This is a genomic window from Stieleria marina, assembly GCA_007741555.1.
Taxonomy (GTDB): domain Bacteria; phylum Planctomycetota; class Planctomycetia; order Pirellulales; family Pirellulaceae; genus K23-9.
This window is the reverse complement of the sequence record CP036526.1, coordinates 2299065-2318844: the sequence shown is the minus strand read 5'-3', so window position 1 is coordinate 2318844 and position 19780 is coordinate 2299065. Positions and strand designations below refer to the sequence as shown.

At 55.0% G+C, this 19780-nt stretch carries 13 protein-coding genes; 8 read left to right on the top strand and 5 right to left on the bottom strand.

Going from position 1 to position 19780, the window contains the following annotated elements; all coding sequences use genetic code 11:
• Positions 1–25 precede the first annotated feature (25 nt).
• Positions 26–4768: a PVC-type heme-binding CxxCH protein gene (locus K239x_RS07920; RefSeq protein WP_145417310.1), complete on the bottom strand. Its 4743-nt coding sequence runs from the start codon at positions 4766–4768 to the stop codon at positions 26–28.
• 190 nt (positions 4769–4958) lie between these two features.
• Here K239x_RS07920 and K239x_RS07915 point away from each other — a divergent pair, with 190 nt between their 5' ends.
• From K239x_RS07915 to K239x_RS07900, 4 genes are all read left to right on the top strand, one after another.
• On the top strand, positions 4959–6230 hold the full coding sequence (locus K239x_RS07915; RefSeq protein ID WP_145417309.1) for a DUF1552 domain-containing protein: 1272 nt from the start codon (positions 4959–4961) through the stop codon (positions 6228–6230).
• A 5-nt stretch (positions 6231–6235) separates the two neighbouring features.
• Entirely contained in the window at positions 6236–8725 is a 2490-nt protein-coding gene (locus K239x_RS07910; protein WP_419189807.1) for a DUF1592 domain-containing protein, read from the top strand.
• 147 nt (positions 8726–8872) lie between these two features.
• Entirely contained in the window at positions 8873–9262 is a 390-nt protein-coding gene (locus tag K239x_RS07905; protein WP_419189806.1) for an Hpt domain-containing protein, read from the top strand.
• Complete coding sequence (locus tag K239x_RS07900) at positions 9259–10521, top strand: protein kinase domain-containing protein (protein ID WP_145417305.1); 1263 nt, start codon at positions 9259–9261, stop codon at positions 10519–10521. The genes K239x_RS07905 and K239x_RS07900 overlap by 4 nt, the downstream gene beginning before the upstream one ends.
• Before the next feature lie 136 nt (positions 10522–10657).
• Here the strand turns inward: K239x_RS07900 and K239x_RS07895 are convergent, their stop codons facing one another.
• The 3 genes from K239x_RS07895 to K239x_RS07885 form a co-directional block, all read right to left on the bottom strand.
• Positions 10658–11569: a hypothetical protein gene (locus K239x_RS07895; RefSeq protein ID WP_145417303.1), complete on the bottom strand. Its 912-nt coding sequence runs from the start codon at positions 11567–11569 to the stop codon at positions 10658–10660.
• 57 nt (positions 11570–11626) lie between these two features.
• A complete protein-coding gene (locus K239x_RS07890) occupies positions 11627–11878 on the bottom strand; it encodes a hypothetical protein (RefSeq protein ID WP_145417301.1) in 252 nt (83 codons plus the stop codon).
• 87 nt (positions 11879–11965) lie between these two features.
• Positions 11966–12889: a sugar phosphate isomerase/epimerase family protein gene (locus K239x_RS07885; protein WP_419189805.1), complete on the bottom strand. Its 924-nt coding sequence runs from the start codon at positions 12887–12889 to the stop codon at positions 11966–11968.
• A gap of 258 nt (positions 12890–13147) precedes the next feature.
• Between K239x_RS07885 and K239x_RS07880 the strand changes: the two genes are divergently transcribed.
• The 4 genes from K239x_RS07880 to K239x_RS07865 all read left to right on the top strand — a co-directional run bounded on the left by K239x_RS07880 (position 13148) and on the right by K239x_RS07865 (position 18622).
• Positions 13148–15130 carry a prenyltransferase/squalene oxidase repeat-containing protein gene (locus K239x_RS07880; RefSeq protein WP_145417299.1) on the top strand — a complete coding sequence of 661 codons (1983 nt, stop codon included), beginning with the start codon at positions 13148–13150 and terminating at the stop codon, positions 15128–15130.
• Positions 15131–15312: 182 nt separating this feature from the next.
• Complete coding sequence (locus tag K239x_RS07875) at positions 15313–17097, top strand: polyprenyl synthetase family protein (RefSeq protein ID WP_419190062.1); 1785 nt, start codon at positions 15313–15315, stop codon at positions 17095–17097.
• A gap of 13 nt (positions 17098–17110) precedes the next feature.
• Positions 17111–17674: a hypothetical protein gene (locus tag K239x_RS07870; RefSeq protein ID WP_145417297.1), complete on the top strand. Its 564-nt coding sequence runs from the start codon at positions 17111–17113 to the stop codon at positions 17672–17674.
• Positions 17675–17803: 129 nt separating this feature from the next.
• The gene (locus K239x_RS07865; RefSeq protein WP_145417295.1) at positions 17804–18622 is read left to right on the top strand and encodes a tetratricopeptide repeat protein; all 819 of its coding nucleotides are present in this window, start codon (positions 17804–17806) and stop codon (positions 18620–18622) included.
• Between the two features lie 86 nt (positions 18623–18708).
• On the opposite strand, the gene K239x_RS07860 is transcribed toward K239x_RS07865, so the two are convergent.
• Complete coding sequence (locus K239x_RS07860; protein WP_419189804.1) at positions 18709–19524, bottom strand: class I SAM-dependent methyltransferase; 816 nt, start codon at positions 19522–19524, stop codon at positions 18709–18711.
• Positions 19525–19780: the final 256 nt, after the last annotated feature.

The following is a 19780-nucleotide window of genomic DNA, read 5'->3' as shown; positions in this document are numbered from 1 at the left end:
AAGCACAAACTTGCCGACGCACTCCCTAGAGCGACAGCAGAAATGCGAACAAATCTTGCGACGCCGCGTCGGTCAGGGATTCCGAAAAGTTGTCGGGCATGGCCGAGCGATGAGTTGCCTTGGTTTGGACGATCACGTCGGAATCAATCGCGATCTCTTTTCCTTGGCTGTCCACCATCACCGTTTGCTTGCCCTCGGTCCGTTTGATCAGACCTGTGTAAACGTGCCCGTCATCGGTCAACACTAAAGACGATTTAAATGCCACGTCAACGTTTCGGTTCGGCATAAAAACATCTTCAGTCAAACGCTCAAGCCCTCGCTTACCGATCCCGTCCAGGTTTGGCCCCACCTGCTGGCCCACCCCGGCGACTTGATGACAAACACCGCATTGCTGTTTGAACAGCGCCGCCCCCTTTGGAACCGATCCCAGCCGCCGGGCAAGTAACTTCCGTTTGGCTGCAATGCGAATTTCAAGCGTCTTGTTGTTTGGTGGCAATGATTCACGGACCGTGGCAAGCTGCTGGCGGTCCACTGAATTCAGAAGGGTCGTCAGCTTTGCGTCGATTTCGCCATCGCGAATCAGATCCCGCGATGCAGCCCCTGATTCAATCAAATCAAGCAATAAAGCCGCACCGATTGGGTCATTGCAAAGCTGGGACGCAACAAGCCGTTGGTCATCAAAACTCGCAATCGAAACGGCTTTCGCAATGAGTTTGCGCGCGATTGGCTTTTGCTTCTCGCGTTGATCTGTGTTCGCGGAAAGAATCTCCGCCACGATGGCGGTCCGTGTGGCGGCATCCACCCCATCGACCGCCAACAAACTTGCGATGGCGTTGGCATACGAATCATCGCGGCCACTAGCAGCAATCGTGGCTTGGGCGACCGCAACGGCCGTGGTGGAATCAAGTGAGTCGAGTTGGAGCAGAATAGCCATCGTGTCACGCATCGCTACCAGACCAAACTCTTTCACCACATCGGCGGCCAAATGAAAGTCTTCCGTCGATCGACTGGGATTCAAACGCGGTTCGGAGAATCGCCCCACGGCCAGCCAAGCGTATGCTGATGCGGAATCGCCGTCGATCAATTTAACAAACACCTTCTTACCTGCGTCTTGATCGGTCTGCCAAGTGACCAATTGCGCCGTGTCGTTTCGCGGCGGGCTCCACAACTTCAGTGTCTGCCCAGTAGAGGCGTCACAAATCTGCACCCTGTTTTTGTTTTGCATCGGCTTGCTGGGGTGTCCGTCATGTCCTGCCACATAAAACGTGAAACGCATTGGCAAAACAAAGTCGTCGCTCCTGAGCACCCCAGTTTGCTGCTCACCACCAGGAAAACTACTGTGCAGCAAACTACTTTGCTGTCCATCGGCCGAACTGCGTTTACTGGACAGGGACCAACATTCAGCGGGCTCGTCTCCATTCGATTTGGCGACGGGCTTCCAGGCAATTGGAGGCACGTATTGCAACGCGGTCGGATTCAACGTTTTGGTATCGATGCCTAGTTTCCTGGCCACCCAACGGGAGCCCCATTCCTTTAAGACCGCCGGAAGGGTGTCGCCCCGCTGCTGGATGCCAGCGCGGATCGCTCGCATCAACTCCAACTGCAACGCCAAGTCATTGGAGAACCGGTCCTGCGCCAAATCAATCACGCTGGCAAGCTGATCTCGCTTGGCGTAGCGAGATGCAAACGTCAGGTACTCTTTCAATATACTTGTGTCGGCGTCACTGATTGTATCGAGGTGGTCGACCAAAAACTGACCTGCCGCAGCAGTCTTGATCGCCAAGCACAGACTGGTAGTAAGCTCACTTTCGGGGGCACTCAGATTCTGTGTCGCGGCTTCAAACCAACGGTCATTGTACAAGTGATCGCGGAGTGCCATTTTGGTCGCGTGCGACAAATGCACATCGCCGACTGGTGTTTGCCGATGTAGCTGCATCAACAACTTGATGGACGATTGCCGCAAATGTTGACTCGATGCCGACACGGCTGCGCGTCGAACTCTGGCATCCGGATCGGCAAAGCCACTTTGCAAAACGGTTGTCCACTGTGCCGCCAGTTCATCGCGTGATTCCAAGATTCGATACGCGTGCAGACGGACGCGATACGCCGGTGACTGAACCAGACGTTGCAACATCGAATCATTAAGTTTCTGCAGCCGTTCCAATCCCCAGGCAAGCCCCACGATTTCGTCCGGGTTGTCGGCATGCTCCAAACGATCCTGGATCAAAGCAACCGATTTTGAATGATGCTGGTCCACTAGTGCATCAACGGCAGCGAGTCGTTTTGGCAAGTTTGCTGAACGCAAATCCGCCATCGCTTGGTCAACCGAGGGACAGTCGGAGGAGATGCCAATGGCGTTGATTGCCGGCGTCGGTTGCAAACGACTTCCGCCATCCCTTCGATCGTCCGATCCCGTGTACACGATTCGCCAAATGCGTCCTCGTTTTCGGTCGCGTCCCGGGTGTGTCAAAGGAACTTCGTAGTGGCCAATAATTCGGTTGTAAAAATCGGCAACGTACAACGCTCCGTCCGGACCGACTTGAAGATCCACCGGACGAAACCATGGGTCGCCCGACACCAACAAATCAGGTTCTTCTGTGGCCACGATCGTCGATCCCTCGTTGCGAATCGAGTTGCGATTGATTCGGCTGGTCATCACATTGCCGCCGAATGCGTTGCCGCGAAACACATCTGGAAAACGCGTGTCGTGATAGATGGCGACGCCCCCGACTCCGGTCGAGCCGTGCAAATGCTGCATGACTTCGGGCACAAACCCAACACCGTCATGAGGTTTTCCGAAACTGGGATAAAACCCGCCACGAAGCAACAACGAAAGCGGCTTGGTGTGGCAATCGGCCGTCAGCAGATCGCCGTCGGGTGTCAGGGCCATGCCAAAGGGATTCACTTGCCCATGAGTAAAATGCTCGATCCGCGAACCGTCTAATCGCATTCGAAAGGTATTGCCGGACTGCATCGTGATCTTGTGTCCGTCGGTACCTGCCACGGACGATTGATTGTTGAAACCATGGCAGGCATAGAGCCAACCGTCGAACCCTCGCGTAAAAGCGTTGCACAAACCGTGGGTGTCTCGCGACGTATCCATTGGCCCATAAAGAACATCGCGTTGGTCCGCTCGATCGTCGCCATCGGTGTCTCGCAAAAACAGAACATTTGGAATGCTGAAGCAGATCACTCCGTCTCGATACGGATACAAACCGATCGGGATATTTAGACCGTCCGCAAAAGTCATCACGCGATCGGCGTGCCCGTCCCCGGTCGTATCTTCCAAAATCTTGATCGTGTCACGCGGTTTTTCATCGCCGGATGCTGCGTAGGGATACTCTTCGCTGCTGCTAACCCACAATCGGCCACGCGCATCGAAAGCCATGTTCATGGGTTTGGCAATGTCCGGTTCGGCCGAAAAGAGCTGCACTTCGAATCCATCGGGTAGCACAAAGGTGGCCAACTCTTCGGTTGGCGATAACGCTTCGGTTGCGCGAACAGCCAGCGACATCTGGTTCGACCCGACCAACGAAAAAGGCTGGTCGCTCTCTGGCAGCCCCTTTCCCGCGACGCCCGTGTTAAGACTGACGAACGTGCCTAGCTTGTTCCCAACAATGACGTCGACGTGGCCGTTGCGATCGACGTCCTTCAAAGTCACCTGCGTGCCGACACCGCTTCGAGAATGAATCAGATGCGGATCGAATTCGACACCAGCGTCGCCGCGTACCGTCCGCAGCCACACCAACACAGGCAACTCGTACGCGCCGGGGTCCTTTCCGCCGTGTGCGAAAAAGCGTTTGCCAGTCACGATGTCTTTGACACCGTCACCATCCATGTCCGCCAGTCCCATGGCGTGCATCTGGGACAGTGCGAGTCCCCGCGAATTGTCGTCGCTGTCGTCCGAAAGGATGGCGTGCTCGACGAATAGAAAATCGTCGTCTCGATTGCCGCGACGTTCGAACCAGCTCAATCCGAATCCATGTGCGTTTTGCACCGAGACGACGTCGTTATCACCATCTCCGTCGAAATCGTACGCAAACATTTGCGATCCGCCCGACGCTGCAAACTTTTGGGCATGAAACTGGAACTGGTTGTCTTCGTCATCCGTTCGCTGCCACCATCCGTTGGACTCCAACAAATCCAGCCGACCGTCGCCATCGACGTCGCCGATACCAAGCCCGTGTGTAAAACGGGAAAGTCGCCGGCCGTGCGAAATAGCGGTAAACTCCCACTCTGAAGTGGGGTCGTGGAGCTGTGGCGAAGCATACCCCAGCTCGCCGGCGTGAATACAAATCAAGTCAGCCGTTCCGTCGCCGTTGAAATCAGCCAACAAAGGGGATTCGTTGTCGACGCTTTGCAGAGCGACGTGGCGTTGCCATTGAGCCGCGTCGGTCAGGCCTGCATTGCCAGGGTTTTGAAACCAGACGCCTTGGCCACCGGGAATCGGTATCGAGAAGATATCCGTGTGGCCGTCGTGATTGAAATCACCCGCAAACGAAAAGAAGTGATCCGAGTAGGCCTTGATCGAATAATCTTTTTGCGACGTATACGAGCGACGCCGATCAAAATCGGGGCCGGCATACCAGAATGGCCCCGACACAATGTCCGAAATTCCGTCGCCGTCGATATCGGCTACCGTTGCACCTTCACTTTGAAAAGTCTCGTCCAGAACAAGCGTTCTGAACCGCGAGTCCGTCGCAGGCTGCGCCTGAGCCGAGATTGCCCCACAGCACGTAAACGCTAGAAAAACAGTGCATCGCAACATCGCCAATTCTCTCAGGGGTCGAACTTAGAAAAGCATGCGTCTCTGGCGGCAAACTTGTAAATCGCACAGGCTGAAAGGATAGTCGGTCGATTCAGCATAGAACGCGTGTGCCACGCCTGTTAGAATAAGTGCGGCCGCCGGCCGTGTGCCACGGTCCCGCCAGAATATCCTTCCTCACTGAATTTTTGCGATGTCTAGTGCTGATCCGCGCCGACGTTTGTTTTTGAAAGCAGCGGGTGTATCGATTGCTTTACCTGCCCTGGAGACCACGCAACGCACAAAAGCTGCTGCCCCCAGCACCGAGGCTCCGATGCGCATGGTTTGCATCGGCAACGAATTCGGCATGTACCCCGGTGCATTTTGGCCCAAGACTGACGGCGCAGACTATCAATTGTCGCCTCTGCTGCAGCCGCTGGAGAACCATCGCGACGACATGACGCTGTTTTCGCACTTGGATCACGGACAGAAAGGCGGCCACTTCGCGGTGCACACTTTTTTGACCGGCGTCAAAGCGACCGAGGCACGGGGAATGCCCGATGGCGGAATCAGTCTGGATCAGCGTGCGGCCGAGCATGTTGGTTCACAAACACGTTTTCCATCGCTGACCATCGGTAGCGAAGATGGTCTTCACGGCGGATGTCGAATCAGTTGGACGCGAACGGGAACCCGTGTTCCACCGATCACCGGTCCGCGAGACCTTTTTCGTCAGTTGTTTATCGATGGCACAGCGAGCGACAAACGAAAAGCTTCGGACCAGATCGCTCTGAAAAAATCGATCCTTGATTCGGTACTGGGCGACGCCAAGTCACTTGGCCGGCGTATCAGCAAAAATGATCAACGTAAACTTGATGATTACCTTGCATCGGTTCGGCAAGTCGAATCAAAACTAAAATTGGACGAACACTGGCAGACGATCCCAAAGCCTCAGCCGCATGTCGACGAACCGGAGGACGAAGGCCTAACCCATGATTTGCCAAAACTGTACGACTTGATCGCACTCGCACTTGAGTCCGATTCCACGCGAGTTGCAACGCTGGAAGTTGGCGGCAGCTTTGCTGCGTCCGATCTGGGAATCCGCAAGAGCTACCACGGACTTTCGCACCACGGACAGGTTCAGGACAGCATCGATTTGCTAGTCCAGATCGAAACGTATCAGGTTCAGCAGTTTGCGAGATTTCTGAAAACGCTAAAGTCCATTGAGCAGCCTGGTAGCGACAAGACGTTGCTGGACAACACGATGGCCTTGTTTGGAAGTGGCATGGGCAACGCCAATTCACACACCAATACGGACCTGCCAATTGTTTTAGCAGGTGGCGGTTTTCAGCACGGCACGCACAAACAGTACCCGTCAGAATCCAAACAGCGCGTCCCGCTTTGCAACTTGTTCACGACGATGCTGCAGCAGTTCGGTGTAGAAACGGATCGCTTTGCGAACAGCACCGGCACTCTGGATTGGGCATGATGCAAGTGAGAACTTTTTTGGTCGGGCTTGCGTGCGCGTACTGCGCCGTCGTTGGTGCAAAATCGATTGCCGCAGACCAGCGATCAAACCAAGCCAGTGCCGGTTTTAAATCGGACATTGCGCCCTTCTTGTCGACACACTGCATGCGGTGCCACGGCGCTGACGCACAGAAAGGGGACCGTCGTTTTGACTGGCTCGACGGATCGATTGCCGACGAGAACGTGTTGGTGGATTACCAAGACATCCTGGACCAATTGAATCTGGGAGAAATGCCTCCCGCCGACGAAAAACAACCTTCGGACACGTCACGTCGTCGCGTTATTCAATGGTTAACACGTCGCATCGAGATGCATCACCAAATGCGTTCGACGGCCCACGGCGTAACGGCACTTCGACGATTGAATGCAAGGGAATACAGCAACACGGTTCGTGATCTCCTGCATCTGAACATGCAAATGTTCGACCCGACCGCAACGTTTCCCAAGGACGAAACCGTCGAACACTTGGACAACAATGGCGAAGCCTTGGTCACATCAGGCTATCTGCTGTCGCGTTATTTGACGGCAGCAGATCAAGTCGTCCAGCGTGCGATCGGTCCGATCGATCAACCCAAGCCGCAAACGTGGACGTTTCGCAGTGGCTTTCGCCAGCAGCCCGAGATCGATCAAGTTCACCGCAAGACGAATAAATTTTCGCACATGACGTTGTATGATGTCATCGGTGCCGACAAACATGAGGGTGCGTACGGTCCCATCGATCAGTTCCGCGACGGAGTGCCGATCGATGGTTTTTATGAAATCAAAATCAAAGCAGAAGCCGTCAATCGCTTTCATCCCTACGATGACGAGTTCTTGGGGACCGACCGCGCCGAACCGCTGCGACTTGGCATCCGGCCTGGCAACCGCAGAGTGGGCAAACTGCATTTGCCACAACCGATCGAACCACTGTTGGCCGAGATTGAACTAGCCGACGAACAGAAGTGGTACACGACTCGGGTCTGGTTAGACAAAGGATTCACGCCGCGATTTACGTTTCGCAACGGCTTGATGGACGCTCGCAGCCTGTGGACGAAACTGATCAAAAAATATCCTGATCAATTCCCCGACAACATCGCCAACGGGATCGTTGCCAAACGTTTCAATGCCATTCAACACGGCAAGCTTCCTCAGATCCGACTGCACGAAATCGAAATCCGAGGGCCACTGTTTTCCCAATGGCCCACACGCAGCCAGAGAGAATTACTGGGCAAGGATCTCGAGAACGCTGCCAGTGGCGCCGATTTGCAGACTGACAAACTGCGAGAACATCTCGTCCGCTTCATGACGCGTGCCTACCGGCGACCAGTCAAAAGTGATGAATTAGATCGCGTGCTGACATTGATCAAGAGCCGAAAGTCGGGTGGACGCAACTCGCTACAAGCTTTTGGCGATGGCATCAAAGCGGTGTTGTGTTCCCCCAGCTTTCTTTATCTGGATGAAGGTGAACGCAAAACGCTTAGCAACCACGCGCTCGCTTCACGACTAGCGTATTTTTTGTGGTCCAGCATGCCCGACCAGCGACTGACCGACCTAGCCGAATCCGGTGAGCTTGCCGACAATGGAACCTTGCGTCGCGAAGTGGACCGTTTGCTGAATGCCCCACAGTCCGACGCGATGATTCATGGATTTCTAGATAGCTGGCTCACGCTTCGCGACCTGGGTGCGGCTCCGCCAGACCGCGGAATCTTTAGGGAATACTACCAATACGACCTGGTGACTGCGATGCGAACCGAATCACAGCTGTTCGCACGCCACTTGATCGACCAGGATCTTAGTTTGGTCAATTTCATCGATTCAAATTTCAGCTTTGCCAACAAGCGGTTGGCGATGATGTACGGAATCGATGCTCCCCCTGGCCCTGATTTTCAGCGAGTCCTCTTTGACGACGATCGCCGGGGCGGGCTACTAGGACAAGCCAGCGTGCTGACAGTGTCAGCGAATGGGATCGACACATCCCCGGTCGTTCGCGGCGTCTGGGTGTTGGAAAACTTCCTGGGCACGCCTCCGTCACCGCCGCCGCCCGATGTCGAACCGCTCGATCCGGATACGCGCAACGCAAAAACGATTCGCGAACAACTGCAAAAGCACCGCAAAATCGCCAGTTGCAATGACTGCCATCGCAAGATCGACCCGCTGGGATTTGCTTTGGAGAACTACGACCCCATTGGTCGTTGGCGAACCCACTACCGTCGCACACCGATTGATGCTTCGGGAAAGCTGCCGGACGGACAATCGTTTGACGACATCGTTGGGCTGAAGGCGTTGCTAATGCAGCGGCAGCGTCCGTTTGCAAAATCGCTAACCGAAAAACTGCTCGCCTATGCAATGGGCCGATCCGTCACGGCGAACGATCGACCCGACGTGGAGCAAATTTTGAACCGCGTGGAATCGTCGGACTGGGGATTCAGAGAACTGATCCACCAGATTGTTCAAAGCGATTCTTTCCACCAAAAGTAGCCCAAAATCGCCGGCGTGCCCCGCGGCCTATCGAAGCCCTGGCAGCCTTCTTGGGCAAACGCCGCCAACTGCGACGGATGTCTTGTACGGCGGTGTCAAAAATGCGCTATGATTTGAGCTGAATTCATTACTCGCAGGGAAATGACTGTGGCCGCGTCGCCAAAATCTGAATCGATTATCGATATCGATCAAGCGTTGACGTTCACGGGCGGAGATCCGGAAATGCTTCTTTCCGTGGCGGAACTTTTTTCCGAAGAAGGTCCCCTGCAACTCCAGGCCATCGGTCAAAGCATCGACGACGTCGATGCAGCGGGCATTCAGCGGACTGCTCATCAATTGAAAGGATCGGTCGTTATTTTCGGGGCTGATCGAACTGCCAAGGCCGCGTTGGACGTGGAAATGATGGCACGAAGCGGCGACCTTTCGGAAATCTCGAATGCCTGGATGGCCCTTCAAAGCGAGATGAAGAAATTGTTTGCCGAACTGAAAGAGTTGCCCGATCGTTTGGCGTCGTCTAACGAGGACCAGATCAAATGAAAGTGTTGATTGCAGACGACAATCCGATGTGGACCAAATTGCTGGCCAAAACCGTCGAGCGATACGACTTCGAATCCGTGACGGTCGACAATGGTCGCGACGCGTTGCGAGAGCTTAATGACGAAGACCCGCCGCGGATCGTTTTTCTCGATTGGCAAATGCCGGACATCGATGGGCTATCCCTGTGTCGCAAGATCAAGCAAAGTGATAAACGGCCTTTTACCTACGTCGTGATTTTGACCAGCCGCGACGCCGAACAGGACATGATCGCGGGTCTGGAAGCCGGCGCGGATGACTACCTGACCAAGCCCGTCGAATCCGTTGTGATTCGCAGTCGGCTATTTGCCGCCAAACGAATCATCGAAGCGATCCCGCCTGCAGAGTGGTCAAAACCTCAGGTACCAGGCTACGAAGTTCACCGCGTCGTCGGTAAAGGCGCCTTCGCAACTGTCTGGGAAGCAACACAGCTGGAGACTCAGCGTGTTGTGGCGATGAAGCTGATTCGAGTCGACTTGGCTACCGAGCAAGTCTTCAGTCGGTTTGCACGAGAGATCGAAGTGATGAAACGCATGGATCATCCCAACGTGGCACATGTCTACGACGCGGAGATCAACAGCAAGCTAGGCTACATCGCAATGGATATGGTCAAAGGCGTCACGCTGCAAACTCACATTCGCAAAAACAAGCCGTCGCCGTTGGAGTTGATCAAACTAGCCGCGTCGGTTTGTGACGGACTGCAGCATGCACACGATCATGGCGTCGTCCACCGTGACCTGAAGCCATCGAATATCATGGTCGACAATGAAAACCAACCCAAAATCCTGGACTTTGGATTGTGCAAATCGATGTTTGGAGCGACCAGCCCCGAGGATTCTGCAGAATCGGTAGACGGACTTTTGATCGGGTCGCCACTTTTCATGGCGCCTGAACAAGCCAAAGGCAAGAATGATGAAGTCAACCCGCGAAGCGACATTTATTCGCTTGGCGTCACCATCTACATGACGCTGCTACGTCGCCACCCCGTCGTCGTATCGACCGACGATCGATCAGCCGCAATCAAGGAAGCCGCCTCGGGCAGCGTCGAGCGGCCAACGAAATTGAATCCCAATTTCAGCAAGACGCTGGAGAAAATACTACTGAAGTCACTCGCCCACGATCCCGATGATCGCTATGCATCAGCAGCCGACTTTGCAGACGACTTGCGAGCGTTCGCGTCAAATCGCGAAAACAAAGCAGCGGAAGCGAACACGCCGCTCTAATCGGCACCTCGATTGGTGAAGCAGGTTCAAGTGTCGAAACCTCGACGTGTTGGACAAAACACGCACCAGCGGTCTCGCCCCAATCTCGGCTACCGAATAAGGCTTTCATTTTTCGATTGCAAACGTCGCCAAGAAGCTACTTCGGCAGATAGGCGTCCAACCAGCCTCGAGCACCCTGCGGCGAAAGCGAGTCTGCCAAGTCGGTACCGTCGGCCAAGGTGAACGAAATCGCGAGCGGAAACTTGCCCGGTGGCGGGTTCCGAGTGTACGGTCCTTCGCCCCAGCATTTGCCGAGCGCCACGACATCAAAGCGAATAACCGATCCGTCGGCGACTTCGATGACTCCTCGGATTTCGGCGTCATAACCACGATCATTGTTCGACGAATGAATCAGAGCTGATCCAGTGAACTGACCATCGGCAAGATCCATTTTAATTCGCTTGACTTCGTCTGGCTTCCACATCAACGGTTCGCCACGCGTGTTATCGACTAAATGAAACCGTGCGATGCGGTGGAGCAGTGAATCGGGGACCTTTCCTTGCACGATCGACTTGTGTTCGACAGCAGAAATCCAAAGATTGTCGCGTGACAACGCCGACTGAAAGATCTCTCGCCAAGGATCATCTGTCGGCGGATACCCGCCCAAAACCTTGGCTTGAACACGTACAACCAGCCCTCCCTTCGGCGATTGGAATCCATAACGCTGGTCGACCTTATCTTCAGATTCGCTCTCACGATCTGATTGAAGAACTACAGGCGACGCCCCGGCCTGGTCCTGTTGGCTTGAAGCGAACTCACGAAGTTTTTCGTTCATCAAACGCAACATTTTCCCTGGGTCGCGATTGTTGTTGTATAGCAACAGTTCGCCCGATGCCGTCGCGATGTAAAAACCCTGGGTCGTTCGACTGATCGCCGACTTTGCGTTTCTGGTTGACAGCCCAAAGGCAGAATGCTGTATCGCAAGCTGCCGGTAAAAGTCCCCTTCGGAGTCTTGCTGACGCCGCGTGTCGGCCTGGTCGAGCGCGACGGGGACGAACTTTTCTTTCAAGAGACGGACGATCTGCGGATGAGCGAATGTCGACGCACGGTCGAGCACACCATTGTTTCACGTACAGCCCAATGGATGACCATCCATCGCCCAAATGAAAATCGGCCTGTTCTGCTGACCAGCCTTCCGGCGAGCGACCAGTAGATCGGTGTTCCACGGTATCGTTCGCCACAGCGCCGCGTCATCGGCCTGAAGCTCGCGGTGCAACTGCGTGAATCGCTCGGAAGTCAGTTCGGCGGAAACCGCAGCCTGAGCCGCAATAATGACGGAGACCAGCATCACGAAGAAACCAAGAAATCTAAATGCCATGACTGATTCTTTTTGCGTCGTTTGATAAAGAGGGAAGAGCGCTGGGCTCAAATAAGGCCCGAGCTGGATTCAGAAAAAATCCTCGCGCTAAGTACCAAGCGCTTTGCGTAGCTCTTGATGCACAACTGGGATTTTGGCGTACGGGTCCTTGTCTTCGTACTCCACGATCACAAAACCTTGGTAGCCGCCATCACGCAAGATTCGTCCGATTCGCGGGATGTCAGCATCGTAGTGTTTGCCGTCAGGCGTTTTCATGCCAACCTTGACTTGCACATTGACGGCATACGGCACACACCGTTCCAAGTCTCCGTATGGGTCGTCACTTTGAAAGTTGCCCGTGTCCAGATTGATGCCAACCCAGGGGCTTTCGACTCGCTCCATGATCTGCAGCATTTGATCGGACGACAGTTTCCCATGGTTTTCGACCCCGAGAAAAATGCCCTTCGATGCCGCGTGTTCGGCGCACTGGTTGATGGCGGCAGCGGCTTCATCCAATCGCTTCGGGTCACTGGCGAGCTGCTTTCCGGTCCCCGCAAAAAAGCGAATGTGTGGCGCCCCCAATGCGTCGGCGCGATCGATCCAAGCAATCGCTTTCTGGATCTCTTCATCTAATTTTGGCCCCGCGCCGACTGTAAAATTGTTACCAATCGCTGTTCCGGCGATCGTGACGCCACGGGTGAATGCATGTCGTTTTAGATTTCGATAGTACGCGTCGTCTGCGTCAGGTTTGAAAAAGTAACTGGTCAGTTCCGCCGCATCAAAACCATTCTGCGCACAGTAGTCCAGGAACCCGACCATATCGATGTGCGGACCATCATCCTTGGGCGGACGAGCCTTGCCTTTCATAAACGAAAAGTACTCGCGCAGCGAATAGGCTGCCAAACCAACCTGAAACCTTGGCGGTCCGCTTCGCACGATGGGTTCGCGAGCCGACAGTCGCGTTGACGCGCCGGTAGCTGCCAGTGTCATTCCGCTAGCAGCAGTGAGCTGCAAGAATTTGCGCCGCTGCATCGATGTAATCCGCATAAACTTTAGTCTGCCTTGTTTGAGTCTGACGCGTTGGATGAGAAGCTCCCCCCTGCGAATAAAATCACGCCCTAGATTAATCACGTTTAACATAACAACGCGCAGAATCGCGTGCGCGGCCTCAAATCCACGCAAATTTAGATCGCTGCCAAACGAACCGCAGCGGATCAGCAGCCGGCATCACGCCGTTGCTCCTCGCCCCTTCTAGCCACTTTCTCCCACCGCTCGGATAGCCCAAGTTTCATGCCGCAACAGCAACGCGATCGGGTCCGCCAAACGCTCGACCAATTGCGATCCGAACTGCTCGCCGAACGAACGCCGCAAGGTCATTGGACCGGTGAATTGTCGGCTTCGGCACTGAGCACGGCCACGGCAGTCAGCGCGTTGTCGGCCGTCAGTATCCACCAGCCGACCACTCGCGAAGCAACTATCGACCTGATTCGGCGTGGTGTCGATTACTTGCGAACGCAGCAAAACGACGACGGCGGCTTTGGCGACACCGACTTGAGCCACAGCAACATTGCGACCAGCTATCTGGTATTGGCAGCCACGACACTTGCCGAAAAAGCCTGCGGTGAAAGCTTGGACGCAGATCGCAAACGTAACTTGGCAGCCTACATTGAGCGACAGGGCGCGACCGATGGACTGCGACGTCGCTACGGAAAAGACAAAACATTTGTCGTCCCGATCTTGACCAACTTGGCTATCGCTGGCTTGGTCGACTGGAACGATGTCCAGGCGTTGCCGTTCGAGGCGGCGGTATTTCCACAATCGATGTATCGATTTTTGCAGATCCCGGTCGTCAGCTACGCGATCCCGGCGTTGGTCGCGATCGGACAGGCAAGGCATTTTCATGGACGACGTGCGTTTGCCCTCCTGCGATGGATTCGCAGCGCAAGCGTCGGCCGGACGATGAACAAGCTGGTCGAGATTCAGCCCGCGAGTGGCGGTTACTTAGAAGCGACACCGCTGACGGCATTTGTCGTGATGAGCTTGGCGGCAACGGGACGCGCCGATCATCAAGTCAGCCAAAAGGGAAGCCGTTTCCTGGAGAACTCCATTCGCGACGATGGCAGTTGGCCGATCGACACGAACCTTGCCACGTGGGTGACATCCCTTTCGGTCGGCGCGCTGGCTTGCGATCCGGACGACGACGGTAACTGGTGCAATAATCAACTCGTTGATTGGCACTTGAGCTGCCAACTGCAGGAGCGTCATCCGTTTACGGGTGCCGATCCGGGCGGCTGGGGCTGGACGGATTTAAGTGGATCGGTGCCCGACGGCGACGACACTCCCGGCGCCATGCTGGCGATCAAGCAACATCGCAAGTGGGTCGACGCCAAATGGCACAGCGAACTTGATCAAGCATTTGACAATGGCGAGCGTTTTTTGCATGGACTTCAGAATCGCGATGGAGGATGGCCAACCTTTTGCCGCGGTTGGGGCAAGCTGCCGTTTGATCGCAGCAGTGTGGATTTGACGGCACACGCACTGCGAGCGATCGGCGACAGAATCGAGCCCGCAAAACGAGCCAAGGCGGTGCAGTTTATCCATCAGCAACAGCTTCCCGACGGATCTTGGTTGCCACTGTGGTTTGGCAACCAAGATTTGCCCGATGAAACCAACCCAGTCTACGGAACTTCACGTGTACTGATCGCTGGATGCGTCAGCCCGGAATCTTCCCAACGGGGAATCCGGTTTTTGCTCAAAACGCAAAATGACGATGGCGGCTGGGGGGGTGGTCCGTCAGTGCGAGACAAACTCGTTGGTTCGGCTCCGCAGAATGGGCCCGCTCCCGACCAAAATTTGGCCAGCACGGTGGAAGAAACGGCACTGGCAGTCGAAGCACTGACCACATTCGTGTTATTCCAGCGAGACTTAGGGGCCGATGCAGGTGTTCAAAGTAACCGTCGCGCGGCAGAAGACGGCTTTTTCGTTAAAAACGAAAGCTTGCGGGGTGCTGGTGACGGCGAAAAAGACGAAAGCGAAAACACGGCACGGATTGGCGCCGGGACGAATGAGTTGCCAGAGGCTATAATCTCGGGCGTCGATTTCTTGCTTCGTAGTGTCGATGACGGTCGTCACCGAATTGCGTGGCCGATCGGATTCTACTTTGCGAAACTTTGGTACCACGAAAAACTTTACCCGCTGGTGTTTACAGTGGCGGCACTGGGAAAGTACTTGCGTGCCACGGCGGAAGAACACCAATTGAATTGGCCGAAATAGTAACGCGTCCTAATCGGTCGCGACAAAGCAAGCATCGCCTTTTACCCACCTGAGCCACCCAAGAGGAACGCGGTTTGTCGACAGGATTTAGCCCCACCGAATCGTCTGCCACAACCGCCAGCGCGACCAGCGGACAAGACGCCCCGAGGAAGACTCGTCGTAAAACGAGTCACTTGAAGGACGTGCCGCAATCGCTGGCGATGCGAGAGAGCTTGCGCGATCGCTGCGCCGAAATTGCGGAGCATCTGCCGCGCGATGTCCCGATGACCAAGGACGAAATGGAACAGGTCGCACGACGAACGCTCGCCGAAGCCGATCTGCCCGAAGGCTATTTGGGCTGGATGATGGTGATGATTAGCAGCGCGTTTTGGCGTGAATCGCTCAAAGCGGTTCCGCCGGAGCGACGCCTGTTTTTGTTGCCGCACTGCTTAAAACATGCCGAAGGCTGCCCAGCGGAATACGATCAGTTTGGCATGAACTGCAAAGAGTGTGGTGCTTGCAGTATCGCCGATTTTCGCGGATTGGCCGAAGAGATGGGCTACCGAGTCTTGGTTGCCGAAGGTTCGCCAGTCGTGCTGAAGATTATCGTCGGCGGATACGTCGACGCAGTGGTGGGCGTTGCATGTTTGAATGTTTTGGAAAAAGCCATCGACAAAGTTTTGTTGGCTGGCATTCCCTGCATGGCTGTGCCGCTGCTGAGCAGCGATTGTCGGAACACAAAGGTCGACGAATCATGGGTCGACCAAATGATCCGAACTCCCTACGAACCAGCCTCGCAAAAAACCAAAAGCTACGTTCACTTGATGCGTGCGGCCGGCGATTTATTTTCGACTCCGACGCTTGATCGCCTTTCCCCGCGAATTCGTTCGCAAGAACCACTGATCGAAACGGCGGCAAACCTGGATTCGATCGCGGGCATGGACACGATCGCTGCGACAGAACACATCGCCTACGATTTCATGGCTCGCGGTGGCAAGCATTCGCGTCCCTTTATCACGCTGGCGGCTTATGACGCACTGACGGGTGGCGCATGCACGGGAGCAACCGCCGAGGAAACCATCGCGGCGATCCCCGATTCGGTACGCCGCGCGGCGATGAGCATCGAGACGTTTCACAAAGCCAGTTTGGTCCATGACGACATCGAAGACGACGATGGCTTTCGCTACGGACAACCTGCCGTGCATCGCCGGTTTGGTTCGCCGACGGCGATCAATGTGGGTGACTACTTGATTGGACTGGGCTATCGCTTGCTTAGTCGATCCGATGACGGCGATAGCGTGCCAGCAGAAGCGAGGGTGGATGTACTCGATTCGCTAGCGACCGCACACCTGCGACTTTCCGAAGGGCAGGGTGCCGAACTGCTTTGGCGCGACACCAAGGATCGCCGCCTGAAACCGCTGGATGCACTGAAGGTCTACGCGTTGAAAACTTCGCCAGCGTTTGAGGCCGCCTTGTACAGTGGAATGCGGCTCGCCGGAGATGCCGAACCGTATCGCAAATCGATTCGCACGTTTAGCCGAAACCTGGGCGTTGCGTTTCAAATCCTGAACGACTTGAGCGACTTTAGCGACGACGAAACCAACAAAGTCACCGCTGGCGGTGACACAATTGGCGGACGCCCGACGGTGCTCTGGGCTCTCGCACTGGATGCTTTAGATGAAGCAGGCCAAGAGCAATTACTACAGCTGGCTGAACCCTCCAACGAGCTTTCGGAAGAACAAAGATTCGCGCGAGTTCGCCAGATTTATCATTCGACAGGCGTGTTTGATACAGCGCTGCGTTTGGTCGACAAACACCAAGAACGCGCCGAAAAGGTCGCTGACGAAATCGAGCCCGAAGCACTTCGGCGACTATTTTACTTTTTGGTCGACACGGTTCTGGAACGTCCTGAGATCCCGTCACCTGCAGTTGTGTCATTGGGAGTGACCGCCGCAGGATTGAGCCAATCGAACGAAACGACTGCTTGAGGAATCAATACGGATGGCTGGCCCGGTTTCAAAAGAAGATTCGAAAGTCAAAATCGAGGAGCTTCTGGCGGAGTTCTACGGTGCCCCTGCGGACTTCGCGCAGCTAGGTGATTTCTGTAGCACCGACACCGTCCCTGCGCCCTTCGATACGTTGCTCAATCACAACGAGCACATGACCGTGACGGTCGAGTCGTTTTATGGCGACAAAGTGACTGTTGATGTCCACCGGACAGCCTACGACGGCGACTGGTACGCTCGCGAAATCACGCTGGCGACCGAAAAAACCGGCCGGATTGTTCAGTACGGAATCGTACGGTTGAACACAAAATCACTCGATCCAGTCGTGTGGCAGCGGATCGAAAGCCAAGAGGTGCCGCTGGGACGGGTATTAATCGAGCACAACGTTTTGCGCGAAGTACAATTGTGCGAATTATGGCGTGTCACGGCCGGGCAATCCTTGTCCGAGTTACTTCACGTCCCCGTAGGCGAAACGGTGTATGGCCGAACGGCGTTGATTTTCTGCGATGGCGAACCTGCAATCGAGTTGCTGGAAATCGTCACCTCGCAGCTTGGCTGAGTCCGTTGTGGATGACGCCCTGGCGCCCAGGGCACACTCCGCTCCGTGTCTGCTTCGAATTGATTGATCCTAAATTGCTTGGGTGGCTTGATGGATCGTAGAGCTCTCGCATCCTTTAGGTATTTTGAAATGAAGTTGTCTTTGCTTACTGGCTTTGCCGTACTGATCTTTGCTTTCGCGGATGCCGACCAGTCGACCTGCCAGGCACAATCGGTGTCTTCTCTGCGAGCGACCTCCCTGAGCGCTTTGATGAAAGGCGATCGCGAAACGGCAATCGCGTCCGCTGATCGGATGATCAAGGCGTACCCAGACGACACGCGAGCGACGCTGCTGGCCGCCGATATCTACTTGCGTTCGGCCAAGCCGCTCTGGGCGACACGAATGTTTGACCGATACTTGGAAGACAAACCCGAGGTCAAAGCAGAATTATGGCAGCGAGGAATTGCGCTGTACTTTATCGGTGAACACGCTAAAGCTGCCGAGCAATTTGCAGAACATCGACGCGTCAATCCGAACGATGTCGAAAACGCAGCCTGGCACTTTCTGTGTGTCGCCAAGGCAGAAAGTTTTGCTCAAGCTCGCGAAAAACTTCTGCCCGCCCCCGATGACCCACGGGTACCAATGAAACAGGTGTTGGCTCTTCTAAAGACAGGCAACACAGATGATGTCAACAGAGCCGTCAATGCAACGAAGGTTGACACGTCGGATCGACAGATCGCTCAGTTCTATGGCGATTTTTACTTGGGGCTGTACGCCGATGCAAAAGGCAATCGCAAAGAAGCGTACCGGCTGATGAGCCGAGCAGTCGAAGACGCACCACGTAACTACATGGGCGACGTCGCCAGAGTGTACGCGGACTACCTGGGCGACAAATTAGTCGTCGACCCAAAGAAAGAGAAGCTGGAACTTCCGGTTCCCAAAAAGAGCGACGACGACAGCGAAGCATAGCTTCGCAGACGCTGGGCCCCAGAGCTAAATCGCGCAGTCGCCCTTAAAGCGAACCAGTGCTGGACTGCTAAGCCGGTAGTGGGCGATTAAGCCGACTTGGTGCACGTCGCTTTCATGATGGTGAACAGCGACAACGGGTTGGGCTTGTAGCGATCATCGAGCACGAGCGGAAATTCGCGAACAACTTCGCTCAACTCCAGGTCTGTTCGCCAGCCAAGCCGCTTCGTGATATTTCCAGCCGAATCGACCACCCGAGCGATCAAGGGATTGTCGCTACGAAAGTGATTGATGATCAGGATCTGTCCGCCGGGCTTACAAACACGCACGACTTCGCCCATCATTTTTCGTGGATCGGATACAACCGTGATAGTGTGAAATGATGTCACGACATCGAACGTCGAATCATCAAACTCCAACTTCTCCGCATTCATCGGTAGCACGTTGATGCGGTCCCAGTGCTTGTCTTGGATTAACTGCGTCGCTTCTGCCAGCATCGACTCAGAAAGGTCGACGCCCGTGATATCGATGTTCTTGGGGTAGCTTTGCAGCGACATCCCCGTCCCCACACCGACTTCAAGAACATTGGCGTTAGGCTGAATTCCTAGCGACGAGATTCCTTGTGCAATTCGTTTTCGAGCGATCGCGGGCCAGAACGCCTGATAGGCCGGAACTAGGTTGTGATACAGCCGACTGGCATGCGGGACATGCAGCGTTTCGTCGTCGCTGCTTCGCGCTGACTGCTTGGCGGTTCGCTTTGTTTCCTGATGCTTCGATGCCTGCTGTTTAGCAGCAGAGCGTTCTGGTTTTCGCTCGCGAATTGAGTGCCCGCTGTGCGCCGGAGCCTTCGATACAGAACCGGTTTCGCACTCTTGCTCCATCGTATGATTGCCGTCACTAATCATGCCTTGCTGGTTCTCCGGGTGTAAAACAAAGTGTCGTCGCGGCGGCTACATGGCAAGCATCTTTGCTCGTCGTCGGCAAACACCGCCAGAGCATCGATTCTCGGCACGCGGAGCGTCCAAGCTCCGTCAGTAAGGATTACAAACTGAACGCAATTGTCAAATACCCCGCGTTTTGAACGCTTCGCAAGAATACTTGACGGTAGATCCAATCCCGTTGCACTGCAACTTAGATGTTTAAGTGCCTTTCCTGGGCCCA

Excerpts from the sequence above, each read along its gene's own strand:
- K239x_RS07870 (WP_145417297.1), top strand. The coding sequence starts at position 17,111 with ATGGCTGGCCCGGTTTCAAAAGAAGATTCGAAAGTCAAAATCGAGGAG.
- K239x_RS07900 (WP_145417305.1), top strand. The coding sequence starts at position 9,259 with ATGAAAGTGTTGATTGCAGACGACAATCCGATGTGGACCAAATTGCTG.
- K239x_RS07890 (WP_145417301.1), bottom strand. The coding sequence starts at position 11,878 with ATGGCATTTAGATTTCTTGGTTTCTTCGTGATGCTGGTCTCCGTCATT.
- K239x_RS07860 (WP_419189804.1), bottom strand. The coding sequence starts at position 19,524 with ATGATTAGTGACGGCAATCATACGATGGAGCAAGAGTGCGAAACCGGT.
- K239x_RS07920 (WP_145417310.1), bottom strand. The coding sequence starts at position 4,768 with ATGTTGCGATGCACTGTTTTTCTAGCGTTTACGTGCTGTGGGGCAATC.
- K239x_RS07885 (WP_419189805.1), bottom strand. The coding sequence starts at position 12,889 with ATGCAGCGGCGCAAATTCTTGCAGCTCACTGCTGCTAGCGGAATGACA.
- K239x_RS07865 (WP_145417295.1), top strand. The coding sequence starts at position 17,804 with ATGAAGTTGTCTTTGCTTACTGGCTTTGCCGTACTGATCTTTGCTTTC.
- K239x_RS07880 (WP_145417299.1), top strand. The coding sequence starts at position 13,148 with ATGCCGCAACAGCAACGCGATCGGGTCCGCCAAACGCTCGACCAATTG.
- K239x_RS07915 (WP_145417309.1), top strand. The coding sequence starts at position 4,959 with ATGTCTAGTGCTGATCCGCGCCGACGTTTGTTTTTGAAAGCAGCGGGT.